This window comes from Mycoplasmopsis pulmonis (assembly GCF_900660575.1).
Classification (GTDB): Bacteria; Bacillota_I; Bacilli_A; order Mycoplasmatales; family Metamycoplasmataceae; genus Mycoplasmopsis_B; species Mycoplasmopsis_B pulmonis.
In genome coordinates this window covers 1-19540 of the sequence record NZ_LR215008.1, presented here as the reverse complement: position 1 = coordinate 19540, position 19540 = coordinate 1, and the positions used below count along the sequence as shown (strand labels likewise).

General features: G+C 25.8%; 17 protein-coding genes. 3 read left to right on the top strand and 14 right to left on the bottom strand.

All coding sequences use genetic code 4. The annotated features are described in order from the left end of the window. Positions 1-686: 686 nt before the first annotated feature. The 5 genes from EXC36_RS00085 to mnmE all read right to left on the bottom strand — a co-directional run bounded on the left by EXC36_RS00085 (position 687) and on the right by mnmE (position 6480). Positions 687-3062: a PTS transporter subunit IIABC gene (locus EXC36_RS00085; RefSeq protein ID WP_129689944.1), complete on the bottom strand. Its 2376-nt coding sequence runs from the start codon at positions 3060-3062 to the stop codon at positions 687-689. A 163-nt stretch (positions 3063-3225) separates the two neighbouring features. After that, positions 3226-3585, bottom strand: coding sequence for a hypothetical protein (locus EXC36_RS00080; protein WP_010924820.1), 360 nt, complete (start codon positions 3583-3585; stop codon positions 3226-3228). Between the two features lie 3 nt (positions 3586-3588). Next, complete coding sequence (gene rsmA, locus EXC36_RS00075; protein WP_010924819.1) at positions 3589-4347, bottom strand: 16S rRNA (adenine(1518)-N(6)/adenine(1519)-N(6))-dimethyltransferase RsmA; 759 nt, start codon at positions 4345-4347, stop codon at positions 3589-3591. Further along, complete coding sequence (locus tag EXC36_RS00070) at positions 4348-5106, bottom strand: TatD family hydrolase (protein ID WP_010924818.1); 759 nt, start codon at positions 5104-5106, stop codon at positions 4348-4350. It abuts the gene before it with no gap. 45 nt (positions 5107-5151) lie between these two features. Beyond that, complete coding sequence (gene mnmE / locus EXC36_RS00065) at positions 5152-6480, bottom strand: tRNA uridine-5-carboxymethylaminomethyl(34) synthesis GTPase MnmE (protein WP_010924817.1); 1329 nt, start codon at positions 6478-6480, stop codon at positions 5152-5154. An 87-nt stretch (positions 6481-6567) separates the two neighbouring features. On the opposite strand from mnmE, the gene EXC36_RS00060 reads away from it, so the two are divergent. Beyond that, complete coding sequence (locus tag EXC36_RS00060; protein ID WP_129689942.1) at positions 6568-6951, top strand: SemiSWEET family sugar transporter; 384 nt, start codon at positions 6568-6570, stop codon at positions 6949-6951. Between the two features lie 495 nt (positions 6952-7446). Continuing rightward, complete coding sequence (locus EXC36_RS00055; RefSeq protein WP_129689940.1) at positions 7447-8823, top strand: lipoprotein 17-related variable surface protein; 1377 nt, start codon at positions 7447-7449, stop codon at positions 8821-8823. Positions 8824-9776: 953 nt separating this feature from the next. Here the strand turns inward: EXC36_RS00055 and rplA are convergent. From rplA to EXC36_RS00030, 5 genes are all read right to left on the bottom strand, one after another. Continuing rightward, positions 9777-10466 (bottom strand): 50S ribosomal protein L1, encoded by a 690-nt coding sequence (rplA, locus tag EXC36_RS00050; RefSeq protein WP_010924814.1) that lies wholly within the window; start codon positions 10464-10466, stop codon positions 9777-9779. Continuing rightward, entirely contained in the window at positions 10466-11059 is a 594-nt protein-coding gene (gene rplK, locus EXC36_RS00045) for a 50S ribosomal protein L11 (RefSeq protein WP_010924813.1), read from the bottom strand. The genes rplA and rplK overlap by 1 nt, the downstream gene beginning before the upstream one ends. Before the next feature lie 162 nt (positions 11060-11221). Then, positions 11222-11572 carry a histidine triad protein HinT gene (gene hinT, locus EXC36_RS00040; protein WP_010924812.1) on the bottom strand — a complete coding sequence of 117 codons (351 nt, stop codon included), beginning with the start codon at positions 11570-11572 and terminating at the stop codon, positions 11222-11224. Further along, positions 11573-13003 (bottom strand): HinT-interacting membrane complex lipoprotein P60, encoded by a 1431-nt coding sequence (locus EXC36_RS00035; protein ID WP_010924811.1) that lies wholly within the window; start codon positions 13001-13003, stop codon positions 11573-11575. It lies immediately after the preceding gene. Further along, complete coding sequence (locus EXC36_RS00030; protein ID WP_010924810.1) at positions 13003-15159, bottom strand: HinT-interacting membrane complex protein P80; 2157 nt, start codon at positions 15157-15159, stop codon at positions 13003-13005. The genes EXC36_RS00035 and EXC36_RS00030 overlap by 1 nt, the downstream gene beginning before the upstream one ends. A gap of 180 nt (positions 15160-15339) precedes the next feature. Between EXC36_RS00030 and EXC36_RS00025 the strand changes: the two genes are divergently transcribed. Continuing rightward, entirely contained in the window at positions 15340-15984 is a 645-nt protein-coding gene (locus tag EXC36_RS00025) for a hypothetical protein (RefSeq protein WP_010924809.1), read from the top strand. A 6-nt stretch (positions 15985-15990) separates the two neighbouring features. Here the strand turns inward: EXC36_RS00025 and EXC36_RS00020 are convergent, their stop codons facing one another. The 4 genes from EXC36_RS00020 to dnaA form a co-directional block, all read right to left on the bottom strand. Continuing rightward, a complete protein-coding gene (locus tag EXC36_RS00020; protein ID WP_010924808.1) occupies positions 15991-16674 on the bottom strand; it encodes a phosphotransferase family protein in 684 nt (227 codons plus the stop codon). A 2-nt stretch (positions 16675-16676) separates the two neighbouring features. Then, a complete protein-coding gene (gene yaaA / locus EXC36_RS00015; RefSeq protein WP_010924807.1) occupies positions 16677-16898 on the bottom strand; it encodes a S4 domain-containing protein YaaA in 222 nt (73 codons plus the stop codon). Between the two features lies 1 nt (position 16899). Continuing rightward, positions 16900-18021, bottom strand: a complete 1122-nt coding sequence (locus EXC36_RS00010) for a DNA polymerase III subunit beta family protein (RefSeq protein WP_010924806.1) — start codon at positions 18019-18021, stop codon at positions 16900-16902. Positions 18022-18154: 133 nt separating this feature from the next. Next, a partial coding sequence (gene dnaA / locus EXC36_RS00005; protein ID WP_129689938.1) for a chromosomal replication initiator protein DnaA occupies positions 18155-19540 on the bottom strand: 1386 nt, incomplete at its 5' end.

Genomic DNA, 19540 nt, shown 5'->3' with positions numbered 1-19540 from the left:
AAGCAAATAATGAATTCAAAGACTATTTAATGAATTGTTTTTTCATATTAAAAAATGCTTATTTTATAATTTAGAAGTTCTAACTTTTTTTATTTAATTAACAAATTAAAATCTAACAAAATTTTGCATTTTGAAAAACTAAAAATTTTTTTAAATTTTATCTTTAAAAGGCCATTAATATTTAAAGACGATTTCTATTTTTCTAAGCTTAAAAAAATATATTTAAAATTACATTTTTTATTAAATCTTCAAAAGTTTTTCAAGCACATTTTTTTGCACAAAATTTACTTTTTTATTCATCATTTATACAAATACTCTTTTGCTATTTAATTTAAAAATATCATATTTAATAATTATTTTTAACAAGCAATAATTTGATCAATATTGGCTTTAATTTTATGGAGCATCTAAATAAAAAAACACTCTTTTTTTTAGTAGTTTTTTTACAAGTAAATTTTTGAAAATTTTGACTTTGATATATGCAATTTTTTAAATTGTTTTTTAACTTTAATTTTCAAAAAACATCTCTAATTTTTTTAATTCAAAGCTATCTTTTAAAAAGCTTTTTTTGTAAATTTATTCTATTAATTTTTAGACGCTTTTCTTTGAATAAAATAAGTTATTTGATATAAAAAAGTGCTTTCAACTTTTTATAGTTGATTAAGCACTTTTTTGACTTTAAGAAATTAGTTTTGTTCAAGATCAAATAATTTTTGATTTAAGGCAACTGGCCCTTGTTTTAGATTAGTTATTTTACTTTGTTCCATGTTTGTTATAACAACAATAGTTGACATACTTGGTAAGTTTTGTTTTGATAAAAAGTCATAGTCAACTTCAGCTAAAACATCTCCAATTTTTACATCTTGGCCTTGAACTAAATTAGTTTTAAATCCTTGACCTTTTAAATTAACTGTATCAACACCAATGTGAACTAGAATTTCAATTCCTTCATTAGTTGTAATTCCATAGGCATGTTTGGTTTCAAAAAGAGTTACTAATTTTCCACTTACAGGAGCATAAACTTTTTGAAGACCTTTAAATTCATTAGGTTCAACAAAAACTCCGTCTCCTAGCATTTTTTCTGAAAAAACTCCATCATTAAGTTCAACTATTGAATGAGAATTACCTTCAAAAACAGAATAAACTGAAAGATTTTTATTTTGAGTTTTTGGATTTTCTAAATTAGCTTTTGATGTTGAATTTTTATCATTTGAATCACTTTGTTTTGAATCTTTTTCTAAACTTTGACCAATGCTTGCTTTAACTCTTTGATTTAGCGGCTCAGCTATAGAACCTACAATAATTTGAATATGGTTTGAACCAACTCTTCTAATAGCAGTTGCTCCTGCTGATTTAATTCTATTTTCATCAATTTTCGAAAAATCAACAACATCATATCTTAGCCTTGAAGCACAGTTTTCATATTTAGTGATGTTATCTCATCCCCCTAGCCCTAGAACAACAGCTCTTACTTGAGGATCGACTAAATTTTTGTTTTTATTTTTATTTCTAAAATCTTTTTTTGTAAATAATTTGATATTTTGCCCCCTTCCTGGTGTATCAAGATTTTTAAACTTGATTCAGAAGTAGAAAACAAAGAAATAAATTGGTGCATAAAATGGTGCTACAACATATACTCAATAAGCATGAGTTCCTTTTTGAATTGGAATTAGTCCGTAAATTACATAGTCAATAAATCCACCTGAAAATGTCATTCCGATGTGAGCTCCTAGAACATTCATTAATAGAAATGCTAGAGCACACATAAACGCATGGAATCCTCAGAATAAAAATGGTGAAAGAAGTAAGAATGTAAATTCAAGAGGTTCTGTAATTCCTGTTAGAAAACAAGTAAAGGCAGCTGGTGCAAGAGAAGCAAAAGCAACTTTTCTATTTTCTTTAGGTGCTGCCATAACCATTGCAAAAGCAGCAGCTGGTAACCCCATTGACATAAATACATATTTCCCTTGCAAGAATCTTCCTAGTTTAATACCAAATTCTTGAGCAAAAAAATCTAGAACTCTTAAAGTTTGAACTTCGCTTGATCCTTGTTTTCTGAAGCTAACTACATTAAAGTTAAGAGAATTAACTGCTTGTCATCCAGTTGAGTCTCCTACTCATTTATCAGCATTTTTTGTAATAGAGTCTATTAACTCTTGAATATTTGCGGCTGTAAATCCTGCACTTTCAACAAATTGATTTCCAGCTTGTTGTCATTGACTTAGTGCTGTTGCAGCATCTCCTCCAGCATTTGAATATCATAGAGGTGCATAAAACACGTGGTGAAGTCCAAATGGAATTAGTGATCTTTCAATAAATCCAAATATAAATGATTCAATTCCATATGGAACTTTACCTAGTGCAGTTCCAAAAACTGAAAGTCCTTTTCCAACTCATGGTCAGAATAACAAGAATGTAAGTGAAAGAGGAACCATAGCTAAAATAGCAACTAGTGGAACAAATCTTTTACCAGCAAAAAATGAAAAAGCTGGGTGAAATTGAATTTTGTGAAATTTATTATATAAATATGAGGTGATTAATCCAACAGATATACCACCAAAAACAGAAGTTTGAAGTGTTGTAAATCCAACAGAACTTCCTACTAGCCTTATTAGACTTTCTGGATCTCTTCCTGCAGATTCAAAAAGAACTTTATATCCTATAATTTTTTGAGCACTATCTCTTAAAGGCTCAATCAAAGCTGCTTGAAGGGCAGAAAAAACAAGATAAGCTATTATTGCAGCAAAAACTGCTGCTCCAGCTTCCTCCGTGAAGGCTATAACAAAGGCGGCTGCAAAAAGAAGTGGTAAGGAGCTAAAAATAGGATCTCCCATATTTTGAATAAAAAGACCAAAAAGTTTTAGTCCTTCATTGGCACCTGATCCAGTGGCAATGGCAGCTCCTACACCAAGAAAAATTCCGGCTATTGACATAATCGCAATAGGAAGCATAAATGCACCAGAAATTTTTGATAAAAGTTTTTTTAACTTTCCTGAATTATTGTTAATTTTAGATTTTTCGGATTTCTCTTTTCTAAAATTAAGCTTTTTTAAAATCGTCATGTATGTTTCTCCAAATCTATAACCAAACAGGCTCTAAATTGAAAACAACACCCGTTCAGTAATAATTTATTTTTTACTTTATTTTTCATACTTTTTAAAAAGTACTACTTAAAAGAATAACAAAGAAAAAAAATTTTACTTAAAAACAAGTTAAAAAAAGAGTTTATAGAGTAGAAATAGTTGATCCAACAGCTCAAGAAATTCCAATAAAGGCAAAAACTATTGCAACAAAAATAGGTCAATAAGTTTTTATTCTTACCAAAGGTGGAATAAACATTCCTGTTTGTTCATAAGAGATGTTTTTATTTTTTGGATATTTATTTCTATATTCCTCAAGCTGTTCTTTTTTATAGTTTTTCATAGTATCTTTTGTTTTTTTAAAGAATCAAAAAAATAAAAAAATTGATAGAGATAAAAAAATAATTATAAAAATTATGTTTGCCCATAAAGGAATAACATCAAAAAGTTTTTTAAGTCCTTTTTGATAAAAAGGATTATCAACATTTGCTAGTATTTTTCACATTATTTACCTCAGTTCTAAAAATAAAGCATAGAAATCTTCATTTTTAATATTTTGAGCTCTAACTTTTGGATCATAATTTTTCAATTCAAAAAACTTCAAAATTTTTTGCTCATTAAAGAAATATTTTAAATTATTTAAAAGAGTTTTTCTTCTAGATGAAAAAGCAATTTTTAAAAATTCAAAATACTCTTTTCATAGCGAGAAGTCTTTATTTTTTTTCTTTACTAGTTTTATGACAGCTGAGTCAACTTTGGGAATAGGTCTAAAAGAGTTTTTGCTTACATCGCAAATTAAAAACACATCAAAGAAAAATTGAACAGAAAGAGAAAGTTTGGAAAATTCACTATCATTTTGTTTAGCCAAAATTCTTAAAGCCACTTCTTTTTGAACCATTAAAGTTGCTTGATCAAAAATCTGATGGTTTTCAATAATTTTAAAAATAATGTCACTTGTTATGTAGTAAGGAATATTTGCAACTATGTTGTAGTTTTGTGATTTATCAAATTCTTCTTTTAAAAAATCTTTGTTAATTAAAACAAAATTTTTTGAGCTTATTTGTTGATTCAAAATATTAACCATATCTTGGTCAATTTCATAGGCCAAAACTTTATTAGCTTTTTTTACCAAAATCTTGGTTAAAGCTCCTTTACCTGGACCTATTTCAATAATATTTCGATTTTCAACTTCACTACTATCAACAATTTTATTAATGATATTTTGGTCAATTAAAAAATTTTGACCAAAGCGTTTTTTTGCTCTCACTTAAACTCCAAAAACCTTTTTAACATTTTGCTCAACTTGAGCAATTAACTTTTGCTCATCAATGTTTAAAATTTCACTAGCTAGTTTGTAAACTTCTTTTACATATGTAGATTTATTTTGCTTTCCTCTATAAGGCACTGGCGCAAGATATGGAGAGTCAGTTTCAAAAAAGATTTTTTCTAGTGGAGTTATTTTTAAAACTTCTCTTGTTTCTTGAGCATTTTTAAAAGTTAAAACTCCGCTAAAAGATAAGTAAAAATTTTTGTTTAATAACTTTTGAGCTCAGTCTCTATTTCCACTAAAAGTATGAAAAATAATTTGCATATTTTCATACTTTGGATTAGACAAAATTTCATAGATATCATCGAAGGTTTCTCGACAATGAATAATCACTGGTAAGTTGTGTTTTAATGCAACATCGAGCTGCGAAATAAATGATTCAATTTGAACCTTTCTAGGAGGGTTTTTGGGATGATGATAATCAAGACCTATTTCACCAATTGCAACAGTTCTTTTTGTAATTTTTTTAGCTAAATACTCACCATCTTTTTTACCAGCGGCACTAGAGGGATGAGTTCCTAAAACAGGAAAAATGTAATCATATTTTTCAGAGGCTTTTATTACTTGATCCATCTCTTTGTAATCGCAAGAGACAAAAAAAAGTTTTTTAATTCCTTGAGAATATCAGCTTTCAATTTCCTTTTCAGGTTCATCATAATACTCTTTAAATGGGTGAGTGTGTAAATCTATATATGACATAGTTTTTTTATTATAAGTTAGTTTTAATTTAGATTCAAATAAATTTTATTTACCAAGGCAAAAATTAGAAAACATTGAATCAAGCAATTTTTCATTATCTGCTCTACCTACAATATTTACCAAATCTTCTCAAGCTTTAGTTATATCAACAATTACTACATCAGGAGTGTAGCCTTGCTCAAGTCCTTTTATGGCTTCTTGAATTGAAAAAAGAGATGATTTTATTAAGGCTAATTGACGAGTATTTTGAATCATTCTAAAATCATCTAAATCAATGTTTTGATATTCGAATAAAATTGCTTTTTCAAGCTCTGATATTTCACCTTTTAAAGCTGAAATATATATTTGATCTTTTTTAATTTTATCTTTTGAAATTAAATCTTTTTTATTAATAACTCTAATATATTTTTTACCTTCAGAAAGCTCTTTTATTTTTCTTTCAAAATCATCTTCATCTTGATTTTCTAAAACAAGATGAATGATGATTTCAGAGTCTTGAATTTGTTTAAATGATTTTTCAATTCCTATTTTTTCAATGACATTTTCTGAGTGTCTAATTCCAGCTGTGTCCTTTAATAAAAAGTTAATACCATTTAAAACAAAACGAGCCTCAACAACATCCCTTGTTGTTCCTTCAATATTTGTAACTATTGATTTATCTTCTTCAAGAAGTGCATTTAAAAGAGATGATTTTCCAACATTTGGTCTTCCTACAATTGCTATTGGTATTTCGTTAAAATAAATTCGTGATCTTTCAGAGAGTTCAACTGCTTTTGAAATTTCTTTTTCTAAATCTTTGAGTTTAGGTAAAAGAACCTCTAAAGTTAACTCTTCAATATCATCATATTCTGGATAGTCAATATTTACCTCACATGTACCAATAATAAAAACTAATTTGTTAATTAAATCATTGATAAACATAGAAGTTTTTCTATCAAATTTTTTAATGTTTATTTTTGCTTGTTGAACAGTTTTTGAGTGAATTAAATCATTGATCGCCTCTGCTTTGACTAGATCTAATTTTCCATTTAAAAAAGCTCTTTTGGAAAACTCACCAGGCTCAGCTAAGCGAGCTCCATTGGCTACTATTGTTTCAAGAATTAAAGTAGAAACAACTATTCCTCCATGAGCATTTATCTCTACTGTATCTTCTCCTACAAAGTTGTTTGGTCCTTTAAATCACATCACTAAAACTTCATCAATTATTTCTTGGTCATTTTTAATATAACCATAAGTTATGCTTTTGTCTTTTCCAACTTTACCAGTAAAAATTTTTTTCATAATTTCAAAAACATCAGGTCCTGAGAGCCTAATTATTGAAATGGCCTGATTAACTTTGGCCCCTGAAGAAATTGCAACTATATTATCAAACACATGAGTCCTTAAATTTTTGTTATTTAGACTAAATTTTACCTTTTATCAAAATAAAAGTTTTATTTTCATTTATAATGAATCGTTAATATGAAAGAATTTACGGAAGTTGTTGGTTGAGTTGCTGTTATTGTTACTACACTAATTATGCTTCCACAATTAATTTCTATTTATCGAAGCAAAAACACAAAAAAAATTAATCCCTTTTCATTTTGGATTTTGCACTTTAGTTTTTCAATTTGACTTTTCTATGGATATCTAATCAACAACATTCAAATCACAACTTCAAATTTAATTGCAACTTTTATTTCAACTCTAACTATTTATGCCCTTTATAGATACTCATATAAACCAACAAAAAAATGGAATTGAATATACATACCTTTAAGTTTTGTTTTAATCTTTGTTTCTATTTTCTTTATTCTAAATATTAGTGGTGTTTTTATAGCAAAAAATTCTTCACTAATTCAATAATTGCTCCATTAATTACTACAACTTGCTTTATTCCAAATATTTTAATTGGTATTAAAAAAGAAACTATTAAATATTTATCCTTATCTTTTGTAATAATAATGTTTGCCTTTAATATCTTGTGAATAATTTATTTTTCATTGGCCATTGTTGTCTACAAAAATCAAGCAAACAATTTCTATATTCCCCTTGCTTTTCAATGCATTGCTTTAGTAATTTATGGAATTCAATTTTATTTTTGGCTATTTCAAAAAAACAAAGAAAAATATTCTCAAAAAAAGATCAAAACTGCTTAAAAGTTTTTCTTTAGATATATTGACAAATATGAATAAATTTTTCATTTTAAGAGTTGAAAAAACGCAATGAAAAACATTAATAAAAATATATTTTTTAATTCAATAGTTTTTTTGATATATTTTTAAAAACTTATTGTAAATTACAAAAATTAATAAGTTTCTATAACAATTTTAAAAAACAAAAAATTATAACAGGACACAGATGAAACTAAAAAAAATTTTAATTAGCTTTTTAGCATTTAATGCAATAGCAACCTTAGGAGTTGTTGGTGGTTTTTCTTATATTTTAATTCAAAGAAAACTTAAAAATAAAGATGGTAAAATTCTTGATTTGCTTGAAAACATAACTAAGATAAAATCTTTAAAAATTAAGGAAACATCTTATCTTAAAAGAATGTTGCCATCAAAAGTTACAAGCAGCACTTCAATAAATGAAAGTGATTTAATTTTAGAAGATCAAGGAACCAAATATAATCTTAGAAAAAACTATAAAATTTCACTTAAACCAGCTTCTGGAGACGCAAAAGCAAATGACCTTGAAGGAACACTTGATTTAATGATGTTTGTTAGTGAAAACAATTCTAGTAAGCCAAGTGCAAGTCAAAAAATTAGACTTAGTGGTTTTCAAACATTGCTTGAAAGTTTAGAAGAAACTCAAGTCAATTTAATAGTTAAAAATAAAGAACAAATTTTAGCAAGTGATTTAAAAAATAAAAGCGCTAATGACATAAGTGAAGGCTTAAGTTGAACAACAACTAGAGGTGATTTTGATTCTTCAAAATATCTTGCAACTTATTCAGTTCTTTGAGCAAATGATGAACAGCAAAAAGCAAGAATCAAATTAACACTAACTCTAAAACACAAAGAAATAAAAAGAGATTTTTCTTTTCTAGTTGAAGGTTTTAAAAAACCAGAAATTACAGAACAAATAACAAGTGTTCAACTAAAAAATCCAGGTTCTTTAAGTGTTAGAGAAGTTAAAGAAAATATTTTAAAAGCAAATAAAGATAAATCTAGTGCACAAGAAAAACTTGAAACTTTTAAAGAGTATTTTGATTTAGAAGTTCCTGAAAATTTAACTTTTAATTTTGTTTCTTTAGAATCAAAAAGTAGCTTACAAAGTACTGGTATTTTAAAATACACTTTCTCAAAAGAAAACCAAGATAATGCAAGTGACCAAGAGCCAAATTCTAAAAATGGAAAGCTTGTATCAAATATTAATTCTTTAGAAATAACAGGTTTTAAATTACCTGCTAATGAAATAGAAGAAGAGCTTTTAAAAATTAGCAAAGTTGTTGAAATTAATTCAACTTTAAAATCAAAAAAACCAAGTCAAATCACTCAAAGTATTTTAGATATATTTAGTGATTTCCAACCTATTGATGAAGAGGGTCAAGAATATAAAATTGATCCTAAATTTTCAATTAAATATAAGATGGTTGAATCACCAGAAATTGACGACAAAGATGGATCACTAAAGATCAATTTAATCCTTGAAAGTTCAACAAATTCAGCGACTAAAGGAGAAAAAAATATTAGGTTGTATGGACTGGCAAAAGAAGAAAATAAAAGTATATAAAAACTCTTTTTTTGAATAAACAAAGATAATAAAAAACACCACTAACAATGTCTAAAAAAATGTCTTAGTGGTGTTTTTTTATTCTTGTTTTTTAAAAAGATAAAAGTTATTTTAGTTTAATTTTATTTTGTTAAATAAAAAAATTGCTTTTATATTTTTAGTCTGTTTTGTGTTAAGATTTTATATGTACAAGTCATAAATATTTTTATTACAAGTACATTTTTTTAATTACTACAAAATACATTATTTTTTTATTTTTTATTTAATTTAATTTCAAATTTAAATTCTTCTTATTTATTAAATTAGTTTTTTTGTTACCTCCTTTATTTTTTTTATTTTTTTATTACTAATTTATTAAATTGTTTCTATTTTTTTAGTGTTGATGCCTTTTGTTTTATTAGTTAGGTAGTTTATGGGTTAAGTTCCAAAAGCATCAACTCTTTTTATTTTGTTATCAATTTTTGATGTATTTTTTTATACATTTTCAAGACTCCTTATTAATTATTGGTTTAATATTATCCCCACTTTCTTGAATAGACATAAAATTAAGTTTTAGCATTGTGTAATATTTTTTTACATTTAGGTGGTTTTTTCTTCTCCCCTTAGTATCTTCCCTTCATTCTATTCATTTATAATAATTAAGTCTTCTCATTCTTATCTTAATTTTGTATTTTGTCTTTTCTGACACTAATAATAAATTTAGTGTTTTTATTGATGTTTAATTTGTTTTCTTGGTAATCTTTTTACATTTTTAAGTATTTTCCTGTTCATTGTGGTTCAAATAAAATTAGCAAAAAATAAATAAATATAGTAGCTTTGTAGTGATTAAAAGAGTTGTTAGCGCTCTCAAAAAAACTGGTGACTTTCACTAGTTTTTTTGTTATTTTAAAGCATAAAAAAACCGCCAAGATCTTTGAAAATCTAAGCGATTTTTTTATTGTAAATTTTACTAATTAATCTAGCTTAATTTTAATTGAAGGACCCATTGAAGAAGATATAGTTAAATTCTTAATGTAAGTACCTTTAACAACAGAAGGTTTTAATCTTTTAATCGTGTCAATCAACACTTTTGCATTATCAAGTAATTGATCATCACTCATAGATTTTTTACCAATTAATGAATGAACAATTCCGTATTTGTCTGCTCTATAATTTGCTTTACCCTTTTTGATTTCAACAACAGCTTTATCAGGGTTAGGAGTTACAGTTCCTGTCTTTGGGTTAGGCATTAAACCTTTAGGACCTAGCACTTTACCATATCTACCTAAAATAGGCATCATTTTTGGATCTGCAACAATTACATCAAAGTCAAATTTATTTTGTTTGATGATCTCTTCTAATTCTAGTTTATCAACTACAAAATCAGCTCCAGCTTCTTTTGAAGATTTTTGTAATTCGGGTGAGTCAGTTGCAACTAAAACTCTAGTAACTTTACCGTTTCCGTGAGGAAGTAAAATTGATCCTCTTAGTTGTTGATCAGCTTTTCTTGTATCAAGATTTAATCTAAAAGCTAAGTCGATTGAAGCATCAAATTTTGAATATGAAGTTTTTTTTGCAAGTTGAATAGCTTCAATTAGAGGATAAAATTGATTTTTGTCAACTAATTTTTTAGCTTCTTGTAATTTTTTACCAATTTTAGCCATTAGTTATTCTCACTTTCTGATTGTTCTTCTTCTCCAACAAGTTTAACTTCAACTTCTTTACCTTTTGAATCAACTAATTCTTTTTCAGCTTCTTTAAGAGCAGCTTCTTTTGCTTCTGCTTTTAATTGAGCTAGTTTTGCTGCTTTAGCCTCTTCTTTTGCTTTTTTAACATCATCTCAACCTTCAACTAAAACACCCATGTTTTTAGCTGTTCCTGCAATTGTATGCATAGCAACTTTGTAATCATCTGTGTTTAGATCTGGAAGTTTATATTTAGCTATTTCTTCAAGTTGAGCTAGAGTTAAAGTTCCAATGATGTTTGTTTTTGAATTTGCTGATCCACTTTTAGCTTTAATAGCTTGTAAAATTTTAAATGATGCAGGTGCTGTAAAAAGTCTAAAATCAAATGATTTATCTTTATAAGCAGTAATTTCAACAGGAACAGGTTCATTACCTCTATCTCTTGTTTGTTCATTAAATTGTCTAGTAAACTCAGGCATGTTAATTCCAACACCAGCCAATGAAGGTCCTGGTTTAGCTTGCCCAGCTATAAATTGTAATTTAGCAATTTTTACAACTTCTTTTTTTGCCATAATAAGCACAATCCTTTCGAGTATGTGTGGTAATTGCGTTAATCATTGATCAACTTCCACTTAAATTAAATTGACAATAAAAATTATAAAAATTTGTTATTGCTAAAAAATTGTAGCAAAAAAAGAAATAAAAAATTCTGGAAAATCCAGAAAGTTTTTTTATTAATGTTCATGTCCTTCTTTTTTTCTAAAAGGAATTATATGAATGTGAGTATGATAAACAACTTGACCAGCTTTTTCCCCATTATTGATAATAAGTTTAAAGTCTTCAAATTCCTTATTTTCAATTTTTTCTTTTGCTAATTTAATAGCTATTTTCATTAAGTGATTAATACTTTGTTCTTCAATATCTTTTAGATTTGTTGAATGTTTTTTTGGTATTACCAAAAAGTGTCCTGGATTGTATGGAAACTTGTCCATAATTGCAATTGCTTGATCATCTTCATAAATAATTTGAGCTGGTTCTTTTCTATCAATTATTTTTTTAAAAATGCTATGGATATTATCTGACATTTACTTTAAAATTCCTTCATTTTTTAAAAGATCTCTAATTATAGGATTGTTTGATTCTATTTTATAACCAATACTTGAAAAATGATTTTTTGCTTGAGTAAATAATGAATTATCAGTTCTATATAATCAATAAGCTAACTTAGTTAGTTCATTAGCTGATTCAGCTTTATCTGGATCTCAAGGAGTGTTTTTAAATGTAAAAAAGCCTCTTTTAATTGTAGGATCTGAATCTTTTTTATCTTTATTGTACTCAGCTGTTTTAGCAGTGTCTTCTTCAAATAGAGGAGTTAGTTTTAAAATATAAGACATATCAATTTCACTTTTACCATCTTTAAAATTAGTAATTTGAATAAATCTTGTTAAATCACCTGTTCCACTTTGAGAAGCTTGATTAATTAATAATTGTTTATTAGAAATTATTTTATTTTTATCAACTAAGAATCCATTAATAACTTCTTTTTGTTCTTTTAATTGATCAATGTTGTAGTTTAAATCACCAGCGTTTTCTGTAGTTGTTTCTACATTAGTAAAGGCTCTAATTAATTCAGGATTTAATCTTGAATTTTGGGTTTCGTTTGCTTTTCTATATTCATCATTTAATCTTAGAGAAATATCTTCGGTTAAAAGAGATTCTACTCTAGATTGTGTTTGAACATTTTCATTAAATTCTTGAATGTTATTAATATAAACATCAATACCAGCAAGAACTTTAGATGAATCGGTTTCACTCTTATAATTTCATTTCATTATCATTCTTTTATCTTTTAATAAATACTTCATTAAAAAGAAATTATTTTTTGATAAATCAATTGATTCATAGATTTTTTTATCTGTGTTATTTTTGTCTAAAAGCTTGATTTTGTTTTCATAATCAGGAAAGCTTTTTTTAACTTGCTCTTCACTTGTATTTAGTAAATAATTTTTAACCATAAGCATTTTAATAATTTCATGTCTTACAGGTGAGGTTTTGTTTAAAAATAAAACTTTAAAATTGTTTTCATCAAGAGGATGACCAAAATTCATGGTGATACTTTGATTTGTTGTTTTATTTACAAATGAAGTTATGTTTGCCTTTTCTCAATTTGCTCTTTGATCTACAAACCAAGTTGATTTTTTAAGTCTTTCATTTGAAACATAAAATTTATATGCTAAAAAAGCATCTTTATAAAATTGTGAATTTTTATCATCTAATGACTGATCATTTTTAGTAGAAAAGTCTATTGAATCATTTGAATATTTTTGACTAACAATATATTCATAATATAAATTCAACACAGATTCTTTTGTTGATGTTTTTTTCAGCTCTGTTTCTTGGTTAATTTTTTCAGTTGAGTCAATAACTTGACCACAAGAAATCAAAAGCGAAGAAGTTATAATTGGCGTCGAAGTAAAAAAGAGAGTTTTTAAAATCTTAATTTTGTTTTTAATCATTAATTATCTCCTTTTAGTCTTCTAGATCCAAACACATCAAAGAACATAGGGTATAAAATGTTTTCGAAAAATGATTTCATAGAATCTACTGTTTTTTCTGGCTCACTTTGTTTTGTATTAATATCATTATTTGGGTATTTTAATTTAAATATGTTTTCATCATTTAATTCAACATAAGTATTTTTATCTTTTTCAGATTCTATAAATTTCCTGATTTTTTCAACTTCTTTAGATTGATTTGAAAAATCATGATTTGTTATATTTCTTAAAAAATGAGCTCTTGCATTTTCTTTTTCACTATTAAAATTTTCTACAGTTAAATTAGAATATTTTTCTCTATAAAACTTTTCAAATTCTGCATTAGAAAAAGTCCCTTGTGCTGCAAAAGTATCATTGCTAAAATATTTTAATAATTTAGGTGTGTCAAAACCAACTCTTTGTGTAGATGAAGAAGAGTGAAGTGAGTGATATAAATCATTTTTTAAATAATTTCAAAATTCATCCATTGTTGAAACTTCATGTTTTTTAACAATATTTAATCCTTTATCATCTAAAACAACTCAATATTCATTTTTATCAGTATCTGTTGCTTTTTTATAATAAGCCATTCTTTTTTGAAGAATTTCTCTTCCATTAAAATCTTTTGGTGTAGTAAAGGTAGCTTCAAAAATTTTCTTGATTTTTATATCAAATTCTTCTTTTGACATGTCTTGAATTTTTTGTGAAATTTCTCTATTTGTTTTTGCTACATCACTAACATTTGGAGCTGCATCAGGTAATAAACCTGGAAAGTTTTCTTTTACTTTTTCAATGAAAGTATCTAAAGGATTCTTTATGTTTGTTGCATCAATTTCAGCAACTTTAAAAATACCACCAAGAATTGTTAAAGATAAAAGATCTGAAGTTTTTGTAGAAACGTCTAATAATGATCCAAAACCAACAAATCCTCTTCCATTTTTTGATGAATTAACTGAAGCTACATTTATGATGTGTTGATCAATATCTGCTTGTCTTCTTGTTTCTGCACTAATGTTAGAAAAAAGTGTTTCAACTCCTTTGTAATTTTTTGCTTTATTTAAAATTAAATCAACACCAGTGTTATTGTTTGTTGCATCACCTAATTGTCTATCTGGATTAAAAGCTGAATAAGAAATTAATTTTGTAAAATCAGCTTTAGATAAAACATAGCGCTCTTCTGGCTTGGCATCATTTGATTTTCCAGGTAGAGTTAAAGTTGAAACTGAATATAATTTTCCAAATCTTTCTAAATATCTTTTAGCAAGATTTTCAACATTTCTGTGTTCATTAATAAAACTTCTGGTTGTATAAACTCTTGCACTTTTATTGGTTGAGTCATTACTATGAAAAACAACATTTTGTTTTAGGTTTGTGCCATCAAAAGCAAAAGGAAAAAGAGGCTGTCCTTTTTTAATAAAAACTTTAGTGTTGTCATGGATGTCCATAATATCTCTAGAAGCTACCTTCTTTAAATCATCAACATTTAAAGAAGAAAGAATTTGAGGATCAAATCTTCTGTAAGCATCATTTTTAATTTTCTTTTGAACTAAAAACTCAAGAGCATCTTCTTCGTTTCCTTTTTTTCCGTATTTATCGTTTTCTCTTAATTGTTTTAGTCACTCAGCTTCTCAATTAGCAGGTCCTTGTTGAAGTTGAATGTTTCTTTTAGCATCATCAAGCTCTTTTCTTTCGCTTGCTCTTATTTCATCAATTTTTTTAAGTGGATTTGTAAATTCGCTAGGTTTTGAAGAAAAACCTGATTCAACTTTAAAAACATTAGCTAAATTTTCAGAAGCTTTTCTCTCTTGCTCGTATAAAAACTCACTATAAGCATTTGATCATTTTGTAAAAACTTCCTCTTGTTTTTTAACTTCTTTTAACACACCTTGATTCAAAACAGAATCAACAGTACTAGTTACTTGGTCAGAATTTCTTCCATTTATAAAATTAAATAAGGGTGCGTCCCCTGGAAGTGCTGGTCTTTGAGCAGTTGAGTTATTTACTGCAAAAATAGGAACTACAACTCCCAAAACTATTAAAGTAAAAATAGATCCACCAAGAATATAATTTCTTTTGGTTTTTTTCTTATCAACCACTTTACTAGATTTAAAAAAATTTTTAAAGCTTGGCTTTTTCATGATAATCTCCTAAAAAAATTGAATTTAAACAAAATAATAAAACAAATTATACTTTTTTTTAAAAAATAAGATTTTTGTTCAAAAATAGTAATCAAAAATAAATAACGATCCATATTATAATAGCAAATAAGAATATAATTGTTTTATTATTGCTAACAATTGCAAGACTAATGGGGTTTTATGGAAAGAAATGTTTTTAGTGAGTTTGTTCAAATTTGTGAAAAAAATAATCTATTTTATTCCTTAGCTTTCGAGACTAGTTTATCTTGAAACAAAGGTGAAAAAATTGATCAAAAAAAACATATTTTCCAAGTTTTTATGTCTATTGACTCATATAGAAATTTAAAAAAGAAGTTCTACAATAATGTAATTGATAATTCAAATAGCATAAATTATAATTTCTTAAAACCTAGATTTGTCTTAGATAAATCAAATTGAATCAATGAAGTTTCTTTTGTTGAAATCAACATTTTAATTCCTTCAACATTAAAAAAAATAAAAAGTTTTAAAAGTTTAAAAAATTTGTTTATTTATCAAATTAATAAGAAAAATAAAGAAATAAAAAATAGCTCTCTATTTAAAAAAATATTCAATCTCTTTCCTATTAATATTAATAAAGCTATCTATAGCATTTATAGCAGCAAACATCAAGGCTTTTTTGTTTTAAGTAATGTTAATGAAAACACTGAAAAAAATTGATTTTTAAACATAACTTTTAAAACAAAAGAAATTCAGTTTTTAAACCTAAAAACTAGAGTAATTGAAGAAATAGAATCTCATTTTAAAAGAAACTACAAAGATGGATACAACAAAATAATTTTTTAGTTTTTTTTATTTTTTTTCATATCAAAAACTATCACTCATTTTTGAATAAACTTTCTCTTCAGCCTCTTCAATAAATTTGACTGACATATATAAATAATCATCAAATTTTTCTTCATTTAAATCAAATCTTTTTATTAGCTCATTTTTATTTATATTGAAGTTTTTGTAAATACAAATAATGTCAAAATATTTTGATCCTTTTTTGATTCATTCAAAGTCAATTAACTTTACTTCATTTTTATCATTTGCTAAAATGTTTTTAAAGTTTAAATCACCATGAATTACATCATTAAAATCATCTTTGTATTTTTCGACTAAAGATAAATATTTAGGATCTTTTGTTTTATAAAAAAGTCAGTTCATCTTAGCCAAATCAAGATTTTGACTTCAAAACTTTTCTAAAATATCATATAGGTTTTTTAAGCTTTCTTTGTTTGCTTTAAAATGTTCTCCATCAAATCATTTTTTAATAACTACAAATTTATTAACAAACAAATAATCTTCATTGTTTTTTAAATATTTATATTCATCTTCATGGTTTACAATGTCATTTATTTTTAATCTTATTTGAACTTTTATACCATTATAAAAACCAAGATAAGTTCTATTATGAAAACCCTTGTAAAAAAGCTTGACATGACTTAATTTTCTAAAAACTTTTTTATGTATTTTAGATTTAATATATTTCAATTTTATTCCTCATTATTTTGTGCTTTGATTGTATAAAGTTGATCATCTATTCAAATGGTGTCTCCAACTCTTACTTTAGTGTTTCTGGTGTTTATTAATTTACCATTTATTTTAACTTGATGGCTTTGCATAAATTGTTTAATTTGTCCACCAGAATCTATTAGTTTTATTTTTTTAATTAGTTGACCAATTGTTAAAAACTCACCTTTAATTAGTATTGTCATTTTAGTGTCCTCTTAGAGCTGCTATTAATTGTTTGTTATTTAAATTTGTTTCTGAACTTATAACCATTCTATCTTTATTTTCGGTTATAAAAATTGAAATCATTCCATCAAAAACATTGATAGATTCTTTTAGATAATTTGCATTAATAAAAAACTTTAATAATATTTCACTTTCAACCTCAAAGTTATCAGAAAAAACTTCAGAAAAACCTAAATCAGGTCAATACGAAGATAATTTTAATTTCTTCTCTTTTTTTGATGGGTTGTATTCTATTAAAATTTTGTTTCCGTTTTTTTCATCATTGACAATTGAGACTTTATCAATTAAACTTAAAAGTTCTTTTTTATCAATATGAATTACAAAATTAAATTTGTTAGGAAAAACATTTTCAACATTCATATAAGGAATTTCAATAACTTTAGTTTTTATCTCTAAGTTTCCGCTTTTAATTTTTAATTCAAAAGTTCCAGGAGAAAGAATTAAAGTATTTGACATTGATAAAGAAATAAGCTCTTTTACAACTTTAGAATTAATTGTTAAATTGAATTCTTGAGAATCCTCTGTTTTAATTTTTTGCATTGCTATTCTTGCTCTATTTGTTGCAACAAGAGTAAGAATATTATTTTTTAAACTTAAATTTACTGAATTTAAAAGCAATTCTTGAGCATTGCTTAAATCAGCTGCAAAAACAACATTTTTTAAAGCTTGTTTAAACTGTTCTGTTTTAAGTTGTAATTGGCTATTATTTAAACCAAATTTTATGTCAGGAAATCTTTCATGATCTAATAAATTAATTTCGTAACTTTGTAGATCTGAAAAAATCTTTAAAGTATTTTTTTCTTTTTCTAAAATTATTGAATCACTACATTTTTTTATTATGTTTTTTAACAAAGAATTAAGTACTAAAAAGTCACTTTCACCTTCAGTTTTATTTTTTATTCCATCTAAAAGATATTCATTTTTAATTGATATATCCTCATTTGAAGATATTAAAATTATTTTATCTTGCCTAACTTGAAAATAAGCTCCTCTTAATTCATAATTTGAGTTGTTAGATTCAATAATTTTTGTAGTATTTTCCAAAAACCTTAAGAATCTACTTTTCTCTAAAAATAATTTCATTTTTATTCCTTTATTGTTTTTATTTATATTATAAATATTATTAATATTTGTTGTTAATATTTGGATAAGTATTTAAAAGTTTGATTTTATAGGACTTTTTTATTGTGTAAACCTTGGATAAGTTCTCTTTAATCTAACTTAGTTTGTTGATTTTTGACCTTAAGGTAGTAATTGTGTACTTAGTTGAATCATGGCTATTAATGCTTTGTGATATTTTTCGATGAGAATTGAAGATTGTTGAATGATCTCTGTTCGAAAAAATTAGGCCAATCCTAGAAAAAGAGTAATTTAAATCTTCTCGAATTAAATAAATAGCCATATCTCTAGCCACAACTAAGTTACTTTTTCTAGATTTACTGATTAATTCATGCTTTGGAAGTTTGTAGTAATTAGCCACATGTTCAATGATTCGTTCAGGAGTTGTGTTTTCCTTGGTGATTTCAACATTTTTAAAAATATTGCTAATAGTTAGCTTATTAAATTCATTTATTTGTTTTTTTAGTTGGAAAAAGTGCACTTTATCAAGAGCTCCTTCTAAAAACCTTATTGATTTAGAAAAGTTTCTAACCATAAAATCAAGAGCATCTTTTTCTCATTTTTCTGGACTTAAATTCTTGATTTTTAGCTGGAATTTAAGAATTTTAAGCATGTCTTCTTTGTTTGGTTGTTCAATTTCAACACTCAAACCTGAAGAAAGACGGGTATAAAGTCTTTGTTCAAACAAAGAAGCCATGAATTTTAAGTCTTTATCACTAGTTAAAATGGTAACTTTATTGTTCATTATTCTTTTATCTAGTATTTCAAAGATAAAATTTAGAGTTGCTCTTTTGTTTCCAATACTAAAAATTTGAAAATCATCAAACATAACCAAGTCAGCTTCAGTTAATTCTTTGAATTTTTTAGCATTTTCATTAATGTTATTTGATGAAAGAATAGGCATGATTTTTCTATAAAAATCACTTGGAGTCAAAAATTTGACAATGCTTTTAGGATATTTTTTCAAAAATTCATTACCAATTGCATTTAAAAGGTGAGTTTTTCCTAATCCAGAATCCCCACTTATTAAAACTGGATTATAAATACCAGGATTTTCAATTATTTCCTTACCAATTAAAAAGGCATTTTCATTAAATTTTGATTGAATAAAATTATCAAAAGTAAATTTTTTGATAAGTTCATCATTATTTTGGCTCTCTTCTACCAATTGAATATTCTCTTCGCTTTTTTTAGGAGATTCAGAAGAGTCTTTTTTTCCACTTGTAAAAGTTATTTCTCTATTTTCTCCAAAAAGTTGGAAAATACAATCTTTTATATCTTCTTTGAAATCAGAATTTAAGTGATTTATCACATCTTGATTAGGTGCTGCAATTTTGACTTGGTCAAAAGTTACTTTAGTAATTTCTAGAAACTTAAAAATATTTTGATAGAGCATTGAATCGTTTATTTTTGACTCAAAAATATCTTGCAATGTCTTGTTATAAGCTAGTAAATCTATTTTGTCAAGGTTTTTTTTACTCAT